The 19,052-nt window shown below is 47.6% G+C and carries 1 protein-coding gene; it reads left to right on the top strand.

All coding sequences use genetic code 11. The annotated features are described in order from the left end of the window. Positions 1-18,995, top strand: an 18,995-nt coding sequence (locus AB6E54_RS18640) for a tandem-95 repeat protein (RefSeq protein ID WP_372168983.1), incomplete at its 5' end; no start/stop codon positions are given. Between the last annotated feature and the right edge of the window lie 57 nt (positions 18,996-19,052).

The following is a 19,052-nucleotide window of genomic DNA, read 5'->3' as shown; positions in this document are numbered from 1 at the left end:
CGGTTGTAGCTAATGATGACGGCAGCTTCACCATCACGCCAGATGAGAACTTCAACGGTGACATCGATATCAGTTTCGATATCTCTGATGGCACCAATACCGTTCAAGCATCGGCTGACCTAACGGTTAACCCAGTAAACGACCTACCAGTACCTCAAGATCAACAGTTCAGTATTGCAGAAGACGGTACTTTACAGTTCACAGACGCGGATCTGCTTACAGGCGCGACAGACGTTGAAGGTGATAACCTGACGGTTGAGGGCATCACTTATGAAGGCACTGATGGCGTACTGACTGACTTGGGTGAGGGATCATATAGCTTTGCTCCAAACGAAAACTTCAATGGTGATGTGAGCTTTAGCTTCGATGTGTCAGACGGTACCGATACCGTGTCTGCAAACATTGATGTTAGCGTGACTCCTGAGAACGATCCGCCTGTTGCGGGCTCAACGTCCTACACGGTGAATGAAGATAATTCGATTACCATTTCTGATGCACAACTATTGGCAACATCTTCAGATATTGAAGGTGATGTATCGATAGACAGCGTGACTTACTCTGGTAGCGACGGTGTCCTCGAAATCAATGGTAACGGCACTTACACCTTCTCGCCAAATGAGAACTTCAGCGGTGAAATTGCACTGGATGTGGTTGTTGCTGATGAAGATGGTGCGACCGACTCAACGACCGCGGGCATCAATGTTCTTGAAGTGAACGATCCGCCGGTTGCAGGCCCTACGTCTTACACCATTGATGAAGACTCAGTACTTACCTTCAGTGAGTCTCAAGTGTTGCTTAACGCCTCAGATGTAGAAGGGGATGTTGATCTTGTTGGTATTAGCTACGATGGCCCTGAGGGTATCTTCTCAGTAAATGGTGACGGCACTTGCAGCTTCGCTCCAAATGAGAACTTTAATGGCCAAGTTCAGCTTGATGTCACCATTCGTGATGAAGATGGTGCAGAAGTGGAAACCGTCATCAATGTTGACGTATTACCAATCAATGATGCGCCAGTGTCTGGTGATTTGGCTTACAACGTTAACGAAGATGGTTCAATCACACTGAGCCAAGATCAGCTGTTGTCTCAAGCGTCCGATGTAGAAGGCGAAGATCTAACCGCAAGTGACTTAACAGTTGGTGGTGATGCGACGGTTGTAGCTAACGATGACGGCAGTTTCACGATTACGCCAGATGAAAACTTCAACGGTGACATTGATATTCAATTCAACATCACTGACGGTACTGACACGGTTCAAGCAACCGCCGATCTTACTGTTAACCCAGTTAATGACTTGCCGGTTCCTCAAGACCAACAATTCAGTATCGCAGAAGACGGTACGCTTCAATTTACAGACGCCGACTTACTTACCGGTGCCACCGATATTGATGGCGACGACTTAACCGTTGAAGGTATTAGCTATACAGGTGGTGATGGCGTACTGACCGACCACGGTGATGGTACTTATACCTTTGCGCCAAATGAAAACTTCAATGGCGATGTGAACTTCAGTTTCGATGTGTCTGATGGCACAGAAACCGTTAGCGCTAACATTGATGTGAGTGTGACTCCTGAGAACGATCCGCCAGTTGCGGGTTCAACCTCATACATGGTCAATGAAGACAATGCCATCACAATTTCTGATGAACAGTTGCTAGCTAACTCTTCGGATATTGAAGGTGCGGTGTCGGTTGATACTGTGACTTACAGTGGCACTGATGGTGTGTTCCAAGATAACGGCGATGGCAGCTATACCTTCCTTCCTAATGAAAACTTCAGCGGTGATATCAGCCTTGATGTGATTGTTGCAGATGAAGAAGGTGCAATTGATGAAACCACAGCAGGTATTACCGTTCTTGAAGTGAACGATCCACCAGTTGCGGGTCCAACGTCATACACCATTGACGAAGATTCGGTTCTGACGTTCAGTGAATCTCAGATTCTTGTGAATGCTTCGGACATCGAAGGCGATGTAGAACTTGTTGGCATTAACTACGATGGCTCTGACGGTATCTTCACTGTAAATGGTGATGGTACATGCAGCTTTGCACCCAACGAAAACTTCAATGGTCAGGTTCAACTGGGTGTGACCATTCAAGATGAAGATGGCGCAACGGTTGAAACACACATTAACGTTGATGTATTGCCAATCAATGATGCGCCAGTATCGGGCGATTTGGCTTACACCATCAATGAAGATAGCTCCATCACGCTAAGCCAAGAGCAATTGCTAGCAAGAGCAGGTGATATCGATAGCGATAACTTAGAAGCTATCAATCTATCTACTGATGAAAATGCGACCATCCAACACAATGATGATGGCAGCTACACCATCACACCGAACGCAGATTACAACGGTGACCTAGATCTGAACTTCGATATCATCGATAACGATGGTGGTTCAGTTCAAGTTGGCCTAGACATTACCGTGAATCCGGTTAATGACTTGCCACAAGCGCAAGATCAACAGTTCACGATTGAAGAAGACGGTACGTTACTCTTCACCGATGCTGACCTGCTTGCAGGTGCGTCGGATATTGATGGTGATGAACTGTCGATTGAAAACGTACTCTACACAGGTGCAGATGGTGTTCTTAGCGATAATGGCGACGGCACATATAGCTTTGCTCCAAACGAGAACTTCAATGGTGATGTTCAATTCTCATTCGATGTCTCTGACGGTACTGATTCAACATCAGCTGTTATTGATGTCAGCGTAACGCCTGAGAATGACCCACCAGTAGCGGGCTCAACATCGTACACAGTTCAAGAAGATGGCCAAATCACGATCAGTGATGAGCAATTATTGGCAAACTCTTCCGATGTAGAAGGTGATGTTTCACTGTCTGGAGTATCGTACTCCGGTGATGACGGCTCTTTTGTTGATAATGGCAATGGTACTTACACCTTTACGCCAAATGAAAACTTCGATGGTGATATTTCACTAGACGTTGTTGTCGTTGACGAAGACGGTGCAACCGCAACCACAACCTCTGGCATCGATGTTATCGCTGTGAATGACGGACCTGAAACTTCGGGCATTCAGGCTGAAGTCGATGAAGATAATTCAATCACCATTACTCAAGAGCAGTTACTCGCTAATGCGACCGATGTTGAAGGTGATGAGTTAACGGCATCTAACCTACAAACCAACGATCCAGATGCGACAATTGTTACTAATGACGATGGTTCATTCACTATTACGCACACAGAAAACTTCAATGGCGAGTTGGACTTCACATACAGCATCAGTGATGGTGAGAATGAAGTTCTGACGACACTCGACTTGACGGTTAACCCTGTCAACGATGCGCCAGAAGCGGGCGATGAAATCTTCATCCAAGCGCAAGAAGACCAAACAGTTGGTGTGACACTTCGTGAAGAACCAGCACTACGTTTAGACCAAGCGCCAGAAAACGGCATCATTGAAGCAAATGTGAATGACGAATGGGTGGTACTGGAAGTAGGACAAGAAGTTCCTGCAGATACCGAAGTGCGCTTTGTTCCAAGTGAAGATGCTCTTGCTGAAGGTACACACACCACACAAATCGGTACGTTTGACGATAACGCGAGCGTGGATGACTGGGGTACAGAAGTAGACCCTTATACGCGTGAGTTCTCAGATGGTGACTTAACGGTAACCGTTCAAAGTAACGATGATCCTCTTGGTGCTTGGAATGGTAACACCCACATTGGTCACGGACTTGGTGATACCGACCGCCAAGGTCTAAGTGGTGATGAGAAACTGACTGTTTCGGTTGAAGGTCAAGACATCAATGAAATCAGTTTCCACCTAGATGGTTTGGGTGGCTGGTTTATGGAAGAGTCTCGTCACTTTACAGAAGTAGAAATCAAAGCGTTCAATGAGGATGGCGACCTAATTGACTCGATGACTTACCACAAAGAAGACCGTGGTACTTTCGAGACAGATTACACGCTAACGGTTGATCAACCAGTGTCTTACTTTGAGCTTGGTACCGTGCAAGGTAATGGTACTTACGTCGTTCAAAACATGACAGTGTCACAAACTTTTCATGATGAAGCGGTGTTTACATCGATTGGTGTAGACGGTTCAGAAATCACCGAAACGGTTGAGTTGAACATCCATGCGGGTGACAACGAAATCGAACTAACGGCTGATCTTCCGAATATCACTGTCGATACCGATGGTTCTGCCCAGTTTGCTTCGGTTGTGATTACCGAAGAGCAACTACTGGCGCAAGCATCTGATATTGATGGCGACGACCTTGATATTGAAAATCTCGAGCTAGTGGGTGAAAACTCAGAGCATGCAACACTCACCGATAATGGTGATGGTACTTGGACGGTAACACCGGATGAAAACTTCCATGGTGAAATCGAACTCGGTTACCAAGTTACGGATGGTGAGCTGACAGACAGCAACATCATCAACATCAACTTCGAATCAGTAAATGATGCGCCAATCGTTTCTGGCCCGATTGTTCTATCGACAGATGAAGATGAAGGTATCACGTTCAGTGCAGATGACTTGCTAGCGAACACCACAGATGTGGAAGGCGATACGCTGTCTATTTCTGACATCACTTACGGTGGTGATAACGGTGACTTGGTCGACAACGGCGATGGTACGTTTACCTTCATGCCGAATGAAAACTTCAATGGTGAAATCGACATCGACTACAAGGTGTTTGATGGAACTGATGAAGTTGCAACGCACCTAGACCTAACGGTTGTACCAGTCAATGATGTGCCGGTTCCGGGTGAACCATTGCACACCCAAATGCTTGAAAACGGCTCCATGATCATCGAAGCGAAAGACCTATTGTCTGGTGCTACCGATGTTGATGGCGACATTCTTCATGTCGAAAACCTATTACTTGCAGACCAAACGCAAGGTACGTTAACGGATAACGGTGATAATACCTTTACCTTCGAACCTGCAGAAGACTTCTACGGTGAAGTGAATCTGACTTTCGATATCAGTGATGGCCAAGCAAGCGCACCAAGTACAGCAAGAGTTGACGTTGAAATTGTCAATGAAGGCCCAGAGGTTGGTGGTCCAATTGAAGCCGCTGTTGATGAAGATGGTTCAATCACTATCACTCAAGAGGATCTGTTAGCGAATGCAACCGATGTAGATGGCGATAACCTTGAAGCGGTTAACTTTGCGACCAACGATCCAAATGCGGTTGTTGTAGAAAACCCAGACGGTAGCTTCACTATTACACCAAGTGCAGATTTCTTTGGTGAGATTGAGTTTACTTATGATGTCACTGACGCGATCGAAACTGTTGCGGCTGACCTCAACCTAACCGTAAACCCTATCAACGATGCTCCAGACGTGCCTGACATGTCTTTCACTACGGAAGACGGTCAAGCGATTACCATTACCGAAGCTGAACTATTAGCACAAGCGACAGACATTGAAGGCGATGAACTGTCAGTTGTGAATGTGACGAGTGCAAGCGACACGGTAGAAGTCACAGACAATGGCGATGGAACATACACATTAACACCAGAGCAGGGCTTCTTCGGTAACGTTGACTTAGCGTTTGATGTGAGCGATGGCACTGATGTGGTTGCCGCAAACATCGACCTAAAAGTTGAGTTCGTCAACGATGCGCCAGAAGCGACGCCAATGGTGGCAGATGTCGACGAAGATGGTTCAATCCTCGTTACACAAGAAATGTTGTTGGAGAACGCGAGCGACCAAGATGGCGATGAGTTATTTGCAAGCGCGCTTGAAACTAACGATCCAAATGCCAGCATTGTAGACAATGGTGATGGCACGTACACAGTGACACCTTCAGAGAACTTCAATGGCGATATTGCATTCACTTATGAGGTGAGCGACGGTGAGCTGAGCACGTCTAATGATATGACATTGACCGTTAATCCGGTGAATGACATTCCAATTGTTGCTCCAGGAATGTACCACATCGAAGAGGATGGCAGCATCCTGTTCACTCAAGAAGATCTATTGAGTGCTGCAATTGATATTGATGGCGACGACCTAAGCGTTACCAGCATCAATTACTCTGGTGATGAAGGCACAGTAACCGACAACGGCGATGGCACGTTCAGCTTCGTTCCTGAAGAGCACTTCAGTGGTGATCTGCAGTTCAGCTTTACTGTGACAGACGGTACGGATGAAGTTGAACAAGACATTAATGTTCACATTGAAGCAGTTGCTGATGCGCCTGACTTAGTTATCACGGATGGTGATGGTGTTAACGTCGACGACCAGGCGATTTTGGTTGAGCCAGGCGGTATTGTTGAACTGAACATTGCTGCGGCACTTGTCGACCAAGACTTGTCTGAAACACTCACTGTTACAGTAGATGGTGTGCCAGAAGGTTCGGTTATTCAATACGATAACGAAGGCGTTCTGAATGACCAAGAGAACGGTATCACCAGTTACAACGACACTGAAATCACAGTAACGTTTGAAGGTGAGACGGCTGGCTACCAAAACGCTGCGGGTTACTACAAAGTAGACGAAGACGGCAACATCACAGGTGTTGAAGTTGTTTACGAAAACGCATCACAAGTTGGTGGTGGCGGCGACCTTGTTCCAGGGCAAGATCAATTCAGCTTCCAAGTCGAGGAAGGCGAAAGCTTTAACCTGTTCTTAATTCCAAACGGACATCAGCACAACGACTTTGATGCGATGCAAGACGGTCAGTACGAGTTCCGTGCTGAGGATGGTTCGCCTGCGAACATGGATACGGTTGATCCTCAACTTGTCTTTGTGGCTGCTGATGGAACCGAGACAGTGATTCAAGGCCAAAATGGTGACGCGATCTTCCATGGTGGTTCAAGCTCTCAGCTAAACCAAGATGGTATCGAACATACTCGTACTACGGTTAATGAAGACGGCGAGCTGGTTTACGGATTTGAAGATTTGTATGGCGGCGGTGATGCTGACTATTCTGACTTCAACTTCACAATCGATGTCGGTGAAGTGAACAGCCAAATCTACAGCGGTGAAGTAACGGTTGGCCCTGATGGTACGGTGAACTTACCAACAACGGCTATCGAAAATGCGTTACAAATCCAGTTACCAGAAAACTTCAATGAGCAGCTTGAAGTTCATGTAACCGCAACTGCGACAGAGTTATCGAATGATGATTCTGAAACGGTATCTCAAACCATCTACATTAACGCGACAGGCGCGCACATTGAGCACGCACCTGAAGCACTTCCGGTTTCTGCAACGGTTGAAGAAGATGGTTCAATCATCATTACGCAAGAAGACTTATTGGCTAATGCGCGTGATTTAGATGGCGATCAGTTGACGGCTCTGAATTTAGCAACCGATGATGAGAGCGTTACGATTACCGATAACGGTGATGGTACGTACACATTAACGCCAGATGCTGATTTCAATGGCGATGTGAGCTTTACGTTTGATGTGTCTGATGGTGATGATGTTGTCTCTACCAACCTTGAGTTAACAGTTTCACCAGTAAATGACGGTCCAGAAGCACAAGACCACGCATTCACAGTCGGCGAAGATGGCGTGTTAACGTTCAATGACCAAGACCTATTAACAGGTGCAACGGACATTGAAGGGGACGACCTAAGTGTTGAAGGTGTAACTTACACTGGCGCAGATGGTGTCCTAACCGATAATGGCGATGGCACCTACAGTTTCGCGCCGAATGAAAACTTCAATGGCGATGTGAACTTCTCGTTCAATGTATCAGATGGAACCGATACGGTAACCGCTAACATTGATGTGAGCGTGACGCCAGAGAATGATCCTCCGGTTGCGGGTAGCACGTCTTACACGGTTCATGAAGACAACTCTATTACGATCAGTAACGAACAATTGCTAGCGAACTCTTCGGATATCGAAGGCGAAGTCGCAATTGATAACGTGACTTACAGTGGTAGCGACGGTGTTCTGGAAATCAACGGTGACGGCACATATACCTTCTCTCCAAACGAGAACTTCAATGGCGAAGTTAGCCTAGATGTTGTCGTGACGGATGAAGATGGCGCGACTGAAGCAACAACGGCGGGTATTACAGTCCTTGAGGTGAACGATCCGCCAGTTGCTGGCCCAACGTCATACACCATCGATGAAGATTCAGTACTGACTTTCAATGAGTCTCAAGTTCTGTTGAACGCTTCTGATATTGAAGGTGATGTTGAGCTTGTTGAGATCAACTACGACGGTCCAGACGGTATCTTCTCTATCAATGGTGACGGTACATGTAGCTTCGCTCCGAATGAAAACTTCAACGGCCAAGTGCAGTTGGATGTGACCATTCAAGATGAAGACGGCGCTCAAGTTGATACGTTTATTACGGTTGATGTATTACCAATCAACGACGTACCAGTATCAGGCGACCTTGCATACAGTGTTGAGGAAGACGGTTCGATTACCTTGAGCCAAGAGCAACTTCTTTCGCAAGCGAGTGATGTAGATGGCGACGACCTTACTGCTTCTAACTTGATTGTTGATGGAGACGCGACGGTTGTTGCTAACGATGACGGCAGCTTTACCGTTACGCCAGATGCGAACTTCAATGGTGACATTGACCTAACGTTCGACATTAGCGATGGTACAGATACGCTGGTTGCGACGGCTGACCTAACCGTTAACCCAGTCAATGACCTTCCACAACCACAAGATCAAACGTTCAGCATCGGCGAAGACGGCATCTTGAACTTCACTGATGAAGACTTGCTGACAGGTGCGACTGACATTGATGGGGATGACCTGTCGGTTGAAGGCGTTACTTACACAGGTGCGGATGGTGTTCTTACTGATAATGGCGATGGAAGCTACAGCTTTGCGCCAAACGAGAACTTCAATGGTGATGTGAACTTCAGTTTTGATGTGTCAGATGGCACGGATACAGTTCAAGCCAACATTGATGTCAGCGTGACACCAGAGAACGATCCACCAATCGCGGGTAGCACGTCTTACACCGTTCATGAAGACAACTCAATTACCATCAGTGACGAACAGTTACTTGCTAACTCTTCTGACATTGAAGGTGATGTGGCAGTCGATAGCGTGACTTACACTGGCGCTGACGGTGTCTTTGAAGACAACGGTGACGGTACTTACACCTTCTCACCAAACGAAAACTTCAACGGCGAAGTTAGCCTTGATGTTGTCGTAACTGATGAAGAGGGCGCAACTGAAGCGACCACCGCGGGTATTACTGTACTTGAGGTGAACGATCCACCAATCGCAGGCTCAACCAGCTACTCAGTCAACGAGGACGAAGTTATCACCATCAGTTCAGAGCAACTGTTGGCAAACGCTTCTGATATCGAAGGTGAAGTGGCGATTGATAGCGTTAACTACACAGGTTCAGACGGTATCTTTACCAACAATGGTGACGGAACATTCAGCTTCGCACCTAACGCTAACTTCGATGGCGACGTAAGCCTTGATGTTGTCGTTACTGATGAAGAAGGCGCAACCGTAGCGACCAACGCAAGCATTGATGTTCTGCCTGTTAACGATGCTCCGGTATCGGGCGACTTGGCGTACAGCGTGGACGAAGATGGCTCAATTACCTTGAGCCAAGAGCAATTACTTGCTCAAGCGAGTGATGTTGATGGCGATGACTTAACAGCGGCTAACCTAACCGTTGGTGGTGATGCGACAGTTACAGCAAACGATGATGGTAGTTTCACTATCACGCCAGATGCTAACTTCAATGGCGACATTGATTTGAACTTCGACATTACCGATGGCGATGCGACGCTTCAAGCAACGGCTGACCTAACGGTTAACCCAGTTAATGACCTGCCAACAGTCGGTGAGCCACAATTTGTGACTCAAGAAGACACCAGCTTTACCTTCACAGAAGAACAACTGCTGCAAAATGCGGGCGACATTGATGGTGATAACCTATCGGTTGAAAATGTGGCTTCAGATAGCGGTACTTTGGTTGATAACGGCGACGGCACTTACACATTCGCACCGAATGAAAACTTCGACGGCAATGTGAATGTGACGTTCGACGTGAATGACGGTACCGCGACAGTACCAGCAGAAGCGACGATTGATGTTCAATCTGTGGTTGATATGCCAGAGCTGTCGATTGCTTCTGACCTAGTGATTGCTTCAGACAACTTCGAGTCTGGCTCAAACGGTTGGAATACAGGCACAGAAAGCTCTCAAGGCTTCGAGTCGGGTGACATGCTAGGTCGTATTGGTGGAACGGGCGGTGATGAAGCCGTCAGCAAAACTTACGACATTCCAAGTGATGTGAGCGAAGTTAATATCTCGTTCAACTTCTACGAAATTGATTCTTGGGATGGTGAGTCGTTCCAAATCTTTGTCGGCGGCGAAGAGCTAACGACATTAGATAATTCTGCGTTCCGTACTCAAGATGGCACAACAACGCTTTACGATTCAGAAGGAAATGAAGTCGGCGAAGTGGTTCACGGCGTATCGCAAGGTGAGGGCTTCAGTGGTTGGAATGACCAAGCACATCAAATCAACCTAACGGTACCAGTAGAAGACGGCCAACTTGAACTTGGCTTCGGTTCAACCCTGAATCAAAGCGTCGATGACGAGGCGTTTGGTATCGACAACATCGAAATCACAGTGTCTGACGCGGATTACCAAATCATTGGTACTGAAGACACACCTGTACCACTTGATATTGATGCAGCTCTAACAGATACCGATGGCTCAGAAAACCTTGCTATCTTGATTGAAGACGTGCCAGAAGGCAGCTCGCTTTCTGCAGGTACCGATAACGGTGATGGCACTTGGTCATTGCAACCAGGCGAGCTAGAAGGGCTAGAGTTTATCCCTTCAGGTGACTTCAATGGTGATGTGGTTCTAACTGTGAATGCAACATCAACAGATGTTGATACCGGTACAACCGCAACAGCTACGCAAGACGTGACGATTCACATCTCACCTGCGAACGATGCTCCAGAAGTTGACGGTGATATTAGTGCCGTTACAGCCGAAGATAACAGCATCACGCTAACTCAAGAGCAGTTGCTAGAGCACGCTGTCGACATTGATGGTGATGACCTATCAGCAATCAACCTAACCACCAATGATGAAAATGCGACCGTTCAAATGAACGACGATGGCAGTTTCACCATTACACCGAGTGAAAACTTCAACGGTAATATCGAATTTAGTTACGATGTCACCGATGGAGAGGACATGGTCGCTGCTGGCCTAGACTTGACGGTAACACCTGTCAATGATGCGCCAGAGCCACAAGACCAAGCATTCACTATTGGTGAAGATGGGGTTCTTAACTTCACTGACGCTGACCTGTTAACGGGTGCGACGGATGTTGAAGGTGATGACCTAACAGTCGAAGGTGTGACATACACTGGTGCTGATGGTGTGCTTACCGACAATGGTGACGGAAGCTACAGCTTTGCGCCAAACGAGAACTTCAATGGTGATGTGAACTTCAGCTTTGATGTGTCAGATGGCACGGATACGGTTCAAGCCAACATTGATGTGAGCGTGACGCCTGAGAACGATCCACCAGTGGCGGGTAGCACGTCTTACACTGTGCATGAAGACAACTCAATCACGATCAGTAACGAACAGCTATTAGCCAACTCTTCAGATATTGAAGGTGAGGTTGCGATTGATAGCGTGACTTACACTGGCAGTGACGGTGTGTTCGAAGACAACGGTGACGGCACTTACACCTTCTCGCCAAACGAGAACTTCAATGGTGATGTGAGCTTAGCGGTTGTTGTTACCGATGAAGAAGGGGCAACAGAAGCGACCACCGCGGGAATCACCGTACTTGAGGTGAACGATCCGCCAATCGCAGGCTCAACCAGCTACTCAGTCAACGAAGATGAAGTTATCACCATCAGTGCAGAGCAACTGTTGGCGAACTCTTCTGATATTGAAGGTGAAGTGGCGATTGATAGTGTTACTTACACAGGCGCTGACGGTATCTTTACTGACAACGGCAACGGCACATTCAGCTTTGCACCGAACGCAAACTTCGATGGCGATGTTAGCCTCGATGTAGTGGTGACAGATGAAGACGGTGCGACAGTAGCCACCAGCGCAAGTATTGATGTTCTTCCAATTAATGATCCACCAGTATCGGGTGACTTGGCATACAGCATTGATGAAGATGGTTCGATTACTCTGACTCAAGAGCAGTTGCTGTCTCAAGCATCTGATGTGGATGGCGATGATCTGACCGCAAGCAACTTAAGCGCAGGCGATAATGCAACCGTTGTTGATAATGGCGATGGCACCTTTACGGTAACGCCAGATGCGAACTTCAATGGCGATATCGACCTAAGCTTTGATATTTCGGACGGCACCGAGTCGATTGTGGCGAACGCCGATCTGACGGTAAACCCAGTCAACGACTTGCCAACGACATCTGATGTTTATGCGAACGTTGATGAAGATAATGTCATCACTATCACGCAGGAGCAGTTACTTGCGAATGCCGCTGATATTGAGGGCGATGACCTTGTCGCTTCCGACTTAACCTTAGTGGGCGACGATGCAGCGATTGTCGACAATGGCGATGGCACGTTCTCAATCACTCCAAGCGAAAACTTCAATGGCTACATCGATGTTGCCTACAGCATCAGCGATGGCGACACACCAATTGCCGCTAACTTAGGCTTAACCGTTGACCCAGTTAACGACGCGCCAATTGTTTCTGCTGATGTGGCGATAACCATTGAAGAAGACGGTTCATACACCATTACTCAAGAAGAGCTCCTACAATTCGCGACTGACATCGAAGACGATGACATGACCGCAATTATCGGAGAGCAGGGCGATGAAACAACCGTAACCGGTACAGTGTTGGATGCTGAAACTGGCAATCCAATCGCAGGTGCGGATGTTACGCTAACCGACAACGCAGGTCATTCTTACACAGCGGAGACGGATCAATCTGGTAACTACTCTGTGAGCGGTCCAGTTGTTGACCAAGGTACCGTTACGATTGAACAAGAAGGCTCAATTACTAGCAGCTTCCTAGTTCCAGCAGGCGAAGATACCAATGGTGGCGTGACTGCAATATCTGAAGTCCTTGAAGAAACAGATATGCGTATCGTGGTCACATGGGGTGACAGTCCACGTGATATGGACAACCACCTATGGCTCTACGATACAGAGAATGGCAGTGAGCTAGACCATATTTACTATCGCGACATGAGCCATGATTTGGGTGAAGGTAATGTCGTTCAGCAAGATGTAGATGACACGAATGGCGGTGGTCCTGAAACCATCACTATTCCAAATTATCAAGATGCTGACATGCACTATTCAGTACACAACTACACCAGCAGAAGTTGGGATGTAGATGGTGTTGAAGATGTACAGGTTCAGGTATTTGTTGGCGATACATTGGTTGAAACCTTTAGCCCTGATTTATCTGAAAGCCCATCGGGTGACCACTGGCATGTATTTGATATCGTGAACGGCGTTATTGTTCCAAGCCAAGATGTAGGCAGCGAGAATGCGTTTGATTTACCAACGGCAGAAGAAGCGCTCGCGAATGAAAACGGCATTGATATCTCTGAATTGCTAACCGGCGAGGAAGGTGATGATTCTGGTGAAACGGGTGGTAACGAACCAAGTGTTGGAGATGTTTCCATTGAGAACGCTCTTATCACTGACAATGGTGATGGTACTTACACCATTACACCGGAAGAGAACTTCAATGGTGAATTCTCGATTAGCTACAACGTAGACGATGGCAACGGTGGGGTTACTCCAGCGGAACTAGACGTGACCGTAACAGCAGTTAACGACCTTTCTGTAATTTACGACCACGACTACACCATTAATGAAGATGGTTCGCTGACCTTTACCGATGAACAGCTATTGGCTGGTGCAACGGATATTGATGGCGATGACCTTTCTGTCGAGTCGGTTAACTACGAAGGTACAGACGGTGTGTTCACGGATAACGGCGACGGTACTTATACCTTTGCTCCAAACGAGAACTTCAATGGTAATGTCGACCTAACTTACGATGTGAGTGATGGTACAGATGTTGTATCGGCGAATATTGATGTTCAAGTGGTTCCAATCAACGACGTACCGGTTACAGGCACAACCTCTTACAGCGTTGAAGAAGACGGCAGTATTACCCTAAGCGATGCACAACTTCTGGCGAACAGCTCGGACGTTGAAGGGGAAGTGTTTGTCAGCGATGTAAGCTACAGCGGCACTGATGGTGTATTCACTGATAATGGTGATGGTACTTACACCTTTGCTCCAAACGAAAACTTTAACGGTGACATCAGTCTTGATGTCTCTGTTATGGATGAAGATGGCGCAACCGCTGAAACAACCGCAGGTATCGACGTCATTGCCGTTAATGACTTGCCAGTTGCAGGTTCAACGACCTACAGCGTTGACGAAGATAACGTGATTACCATCTCTGAAGCACAGCTTCTTGCGAACAGCTCAGACATTGAAGGTGATGTATCCGTTAGCGACGTTTCCTACTCAGGCGCAGACGGTATCTTTACTGACAATGGTGATGGTACTTACAGCTTCGCACCAAATGAAAACTTCAACGGCAATGTCAGCCTAGATGTCACCGTTGCTGATGAAGAGGGTGCAACGGCTGAAACCACTGCGGGTATTGAAGTTATCGCGGTTAACGACGCGCCAGTGTCAGGTGACTTGGCTTACTCAGTGGATGAAGATGGTTCAATCACACTAAGCCAAGAGCAGCTGCTTGCTCAAGCATCGGATGTGGACGGCGATGATCTTACCGCTGCCAACCTAACCGCCGGTGATAACGCGACCGTTACGGCAAACGATGATGGTTCATTTACCATTACCCCGGATGCTGACTTTAATGGCGATATTGACCTAAGCTTCGACCTTTCTGATGGTACTGAAACGGTTGTTGCAACGGCTGACCTTACTGTGAATCCAGTGAATGACATCGCAGTTGTAGAAGATGTCGCTTACACCATTGAAGAAGACGGTTCGCTTACCTTTACGGACGAGCAACTACTAGCAGGTGCTTCTGATATTGATGGTGATGAGCTTTCAGTTGCCGACGTGTCTTACACTGGCGCAGAGGGTGTGTTTACCGACAATGGCGATGGAACCTACACCTTTGCACCGAACGAGAACTTCAACGGTGACGTAAGCCTAGACTTCTCAGTATCTGACGGTACAGAGACGGTCGATGCTAACATTGACGTAACGGTAACAGACGTTAACGATGCACCAGTGGCAGGCGCAACGTCTTACCAAATGAACGAAGATGGCACCATCACATTGAGCCCTGAGCAGTTGATTGCTAATAGCTCCGATGTGGACGGTGAAGTGTCGCTTGATAGCGTGAGCTACTCAGGTGCAGACGGTATCTTGGTTCAAAATGAAGATGGGTCGGTAACGTTCGCACCAAACGAAAACTTTAACGGCGACATCAACCTTGATGTGACGGTTATTGATGACGACGGTGCAACGGCTCAGACTACCGCTGGTATTGAAGTTATTGCAGTTAACGACGCACCAGTGGCCGGAAACGTGGCTTACTCGGTTGATGAAGACGGTTCAATTACGCTATCTCAAGAGCAGTTGCTGGCTAACGCATCCGATGTTGATGGTGATGCACTAACCGCAAGCAACCTATCTGCAGGTGACAATGCGACCGTAACAGCGAACGAAGATGGTTCATTTACTATCACTCCGGATGCTGATTTCAACGGTGACATTGATTTGAGCTTCGATGTGTCAGATGGCCTTGAAACTGTTCAAGCTGGAGTCGACCTAACGGTTAACCCAGTCAATGACCTACCAACAGCAGAAGACCAAAACTTTACTGTTGAGGAAGATGGAACGCTAATCTTCACGGATGCAGACCTACTAGCAGGTGCTGCAGACATTGACGGCGATGACTTGTCTATCTCGGATGTGTCTTACACGGGTGCAGAGGGTGTGTTCACTGACAACGGTGACGGCACTTATAGCTTTGCTCCGAACGAGAACTTCAATGGCGATGTAAACCTTGGCTTCACAGTGACTGATGGCACTGAGACAGTCGATGCGAATATTGGTGTGACGGTAACGGATGTTAACGATGCGCCAGTAGCGGGTTCTACGTCTTACCAAATGAACGAAGATGGCACCATCACAATCAGCCCTGAGCAGTTAATTGCTAATAGCTCTGACGTTGATGGCGAAGTGTCGCTTGAAAGCGTGACTTACTCAGGCTCTGACGGCACCTTGATTCAAAACGATAATGGGTCTGTGACCTTCACGCCAAGCGAGAACTTTAATGGTGATATCAGCCTAGATGTGGTTGTGACCGATGATGACGGTGCAACTGCAACAACAACGGCTGGAATCGAAGTTCTGGCTGTGAACGATGGACCTGAATCTGAGGATGTGAAACTAACCACAGCCGAAGACAGCACCATTCTTATCACACAAGACATGTTGTTAGCTCAAGCTACCGACATCGATAACACCGCAGACGAGCTGTCGGCTTCTGGTCTACAAATCGACCCTAGCTTGGGTGAGTTGCTAGATAACGAAGATGGTACTTGGTCATTTACACCAAACGAAAACTTCAATGGCGATGTGCCAATGACGTTTAACGTTAGCGATGGCCAAGAGACAATTTCAGTCGACGGCAACATCGATGTCACGCCAGTGAATGATGCACCTGAAGCACCAATGATTGAGATGCAAGGCGAAGAAGATGTGGTCATGGTGATTGACCCTGCATACATCGCGGGTCAAGTGACAGACCTTGATGGCGACGAGATCAGCATTGAGAGCATCACAGTTCGAGCTCCAGCGAACGCGACCTTAACTCAGCAACCAGACGGCATGTATCACTTAGTGACTACTCAAGACTTCAATGGCTTAGTAGAACTCGGTTATCAAGCGACTGACGGTGAAGAAGTGGTTGATGGCTCGCTGAATGTGGATGTCATTCCGGTTAACGACGCACCATTCAACGTCGGCAACGCAATGATGACCACCAACGAAGATGGCGCGTTCACCTTCGATGCTGGCGACTTGATGAACTTGTTCGGTGACATTGATACCGCAGACCTTGTTGTTTCTCGCATTATCACCGCAGACGGTGAAGATGGCGGAGAAGTTACAGACAACGGTGATGGTACTTGGACATTCACACCAACAGGCGACTTTGCGGGTGTTTCTGACCTACAAGTTGTCGTGAGTGACGGTGAGTTCGAAACGGTTCTCGATGTTCCTGTGTACGTACGTCCTGTCGCAGATGGCGCGGTTATTTCAACTGACCATGACGGTCCATTAGTCTTCGGCGAAGATGAAACGGGTCACTTGGGACTGAACGTTGGCCTAGTCGATGATTCAGAAACACTAAGTAACTTGGTGATGACAGGTTTCCCTGTTGGATTCGAGGTAACAGATGGTGTGAATACCGTGATGATCACCGAGCCGGGTCAATACATCGACCTGTTCGACTGGGATATCTCAAACATTCAAATGACGCCTCCTGAAGACTTCCATGGTGAGTTCTTCGTAACGGTTAGCGCAACAACGGTTGATTACGGAGATGAGCCGGAAGCGTTTGAAGATGGCATCGATTCTGGTGATTTCGAAACCGTAGCGGGTGATTCCATCATCCTAACGGCGGACGACCTAATCGGTTTGGCTGAGAATGTGGATGCTGACAGTGATGATGAAGTGAAACTGGTTCATCTTGCCGACCGCAGCCAAGGTGAGATTGTCGATAATGGCGATGGCACTTGGACCTTCACACCAGCACCAGGCTTCACTGGCGAAGCAGATATAGCTTACGTGGTTGATAAAGATGGCGTGCTTCATGATGAGCAAACTGGCGTGGTCGTGAAAGAAGGCGACTCGCAAGAGAATGCAGCACCAGAAGTTAACAGCATCACAACGACGGAAATCGCAGCGGATGCAACCTTGTCGTTCACTGATGAAGACATGTTAGCGAATCTGAGCGATGCAGAAGGCGATAGCTTGAGCATTGAGTCAGTAAGCTTGATGGAAGGTCAGGGCGTAATTGAGAGCGATAACCAAGGTAACTATCAATTCACTCCTGCTGAAGACTACACCGGCGATGTTCAAGTTGGGTTTATCGCGACCGATGGCGAAAATCGCATCGAAAGCTTCTTCAATGTGGATATCCAAAGTGGCGATGAAACAGCGGCGAGCGAAGGTTATACCTTAGCTGATGATGGTTCACTAACTATCACGGATGCACAGCTGGTGGATGAGTTGGGCGTGAGTGATTCTGCACAGGTTGTTGATGTTGCAGACGCGAACGATGCTGGCTTCTTTGCTCAATCTGGTGAAGGTGAGTGGACTTACTGGCCGAACGAAGACTTCGATGGCAATTTAGCGATGAATGTTGAAGTTAACGACGGGGGTGAAGTATCAAGTCACAGCTTAAGCATCCAAGTTGAAGATGATTCAGTACAAAGTGATGAACCACAAGTACAAGCTGCTCAAGCAACAGAAGAGCAACAAGTAGATGTGGCTCAACAAGCTGATGACCAAGCTCAAGATGCTGAAGCTGAAGGCAGCACAGCAGATGTAACCGCGGCACCGGGCGATACTATCTCTATCTCGATTCCAGATGAGGTGAGTGGTAACGAATCGGTTGATTACGCTGATATGTCTGGCTTACCTGAGGGCGCTACTGTGAACAACGCACTGGATAACGGTGATGGTAGCTTCACAATCAGTGGCAACCTAGAGCAGCCTGTATCCGTTGAACTTCCAGAAGGTTATGAAGGTACTAGCGAGATCCAATTCCAAGGTTACGACGAATTGGGTAGTTCAATAGACGGTGCTAGCGGTTCTGTTGAGGTTGAGGTCGATGATCAATACACCATGCAAGGTTCTACTCAAGAGCAGCAACCAGACATGGCGGGTATGGAATCTGGAGGCAGCGACTGGACAAGTTCAGGTGGTCAAGATCAAGGTGTTGACTTCACGGATGACTCTGGAAGCTTTGATTCAGATTCTCAAACTGGAACCGATCAAGGCAACGACTTCGACCAAAGCTCGATTTAATCGAGAGGGCTTGGTTTTAGTCTGAACCGACATTTAGTCTAAACCGACAAGTAGATA

Source organism: Vibrio sp. 10N.247.311.49 (assembly GCF_041467655.1).
Classification (GTDB): domain Bacteria; phylum Pseudomonadota; class Gammaproteobacteria; order Enterobacterales; family Vibrionaceae; genus Vibrio; species Vibrio crassostreae_C.
Note: the sequence above shows the minus strand (reverse complement) of the source record. Positions and strands in the feature narration are given on the sequence as shown.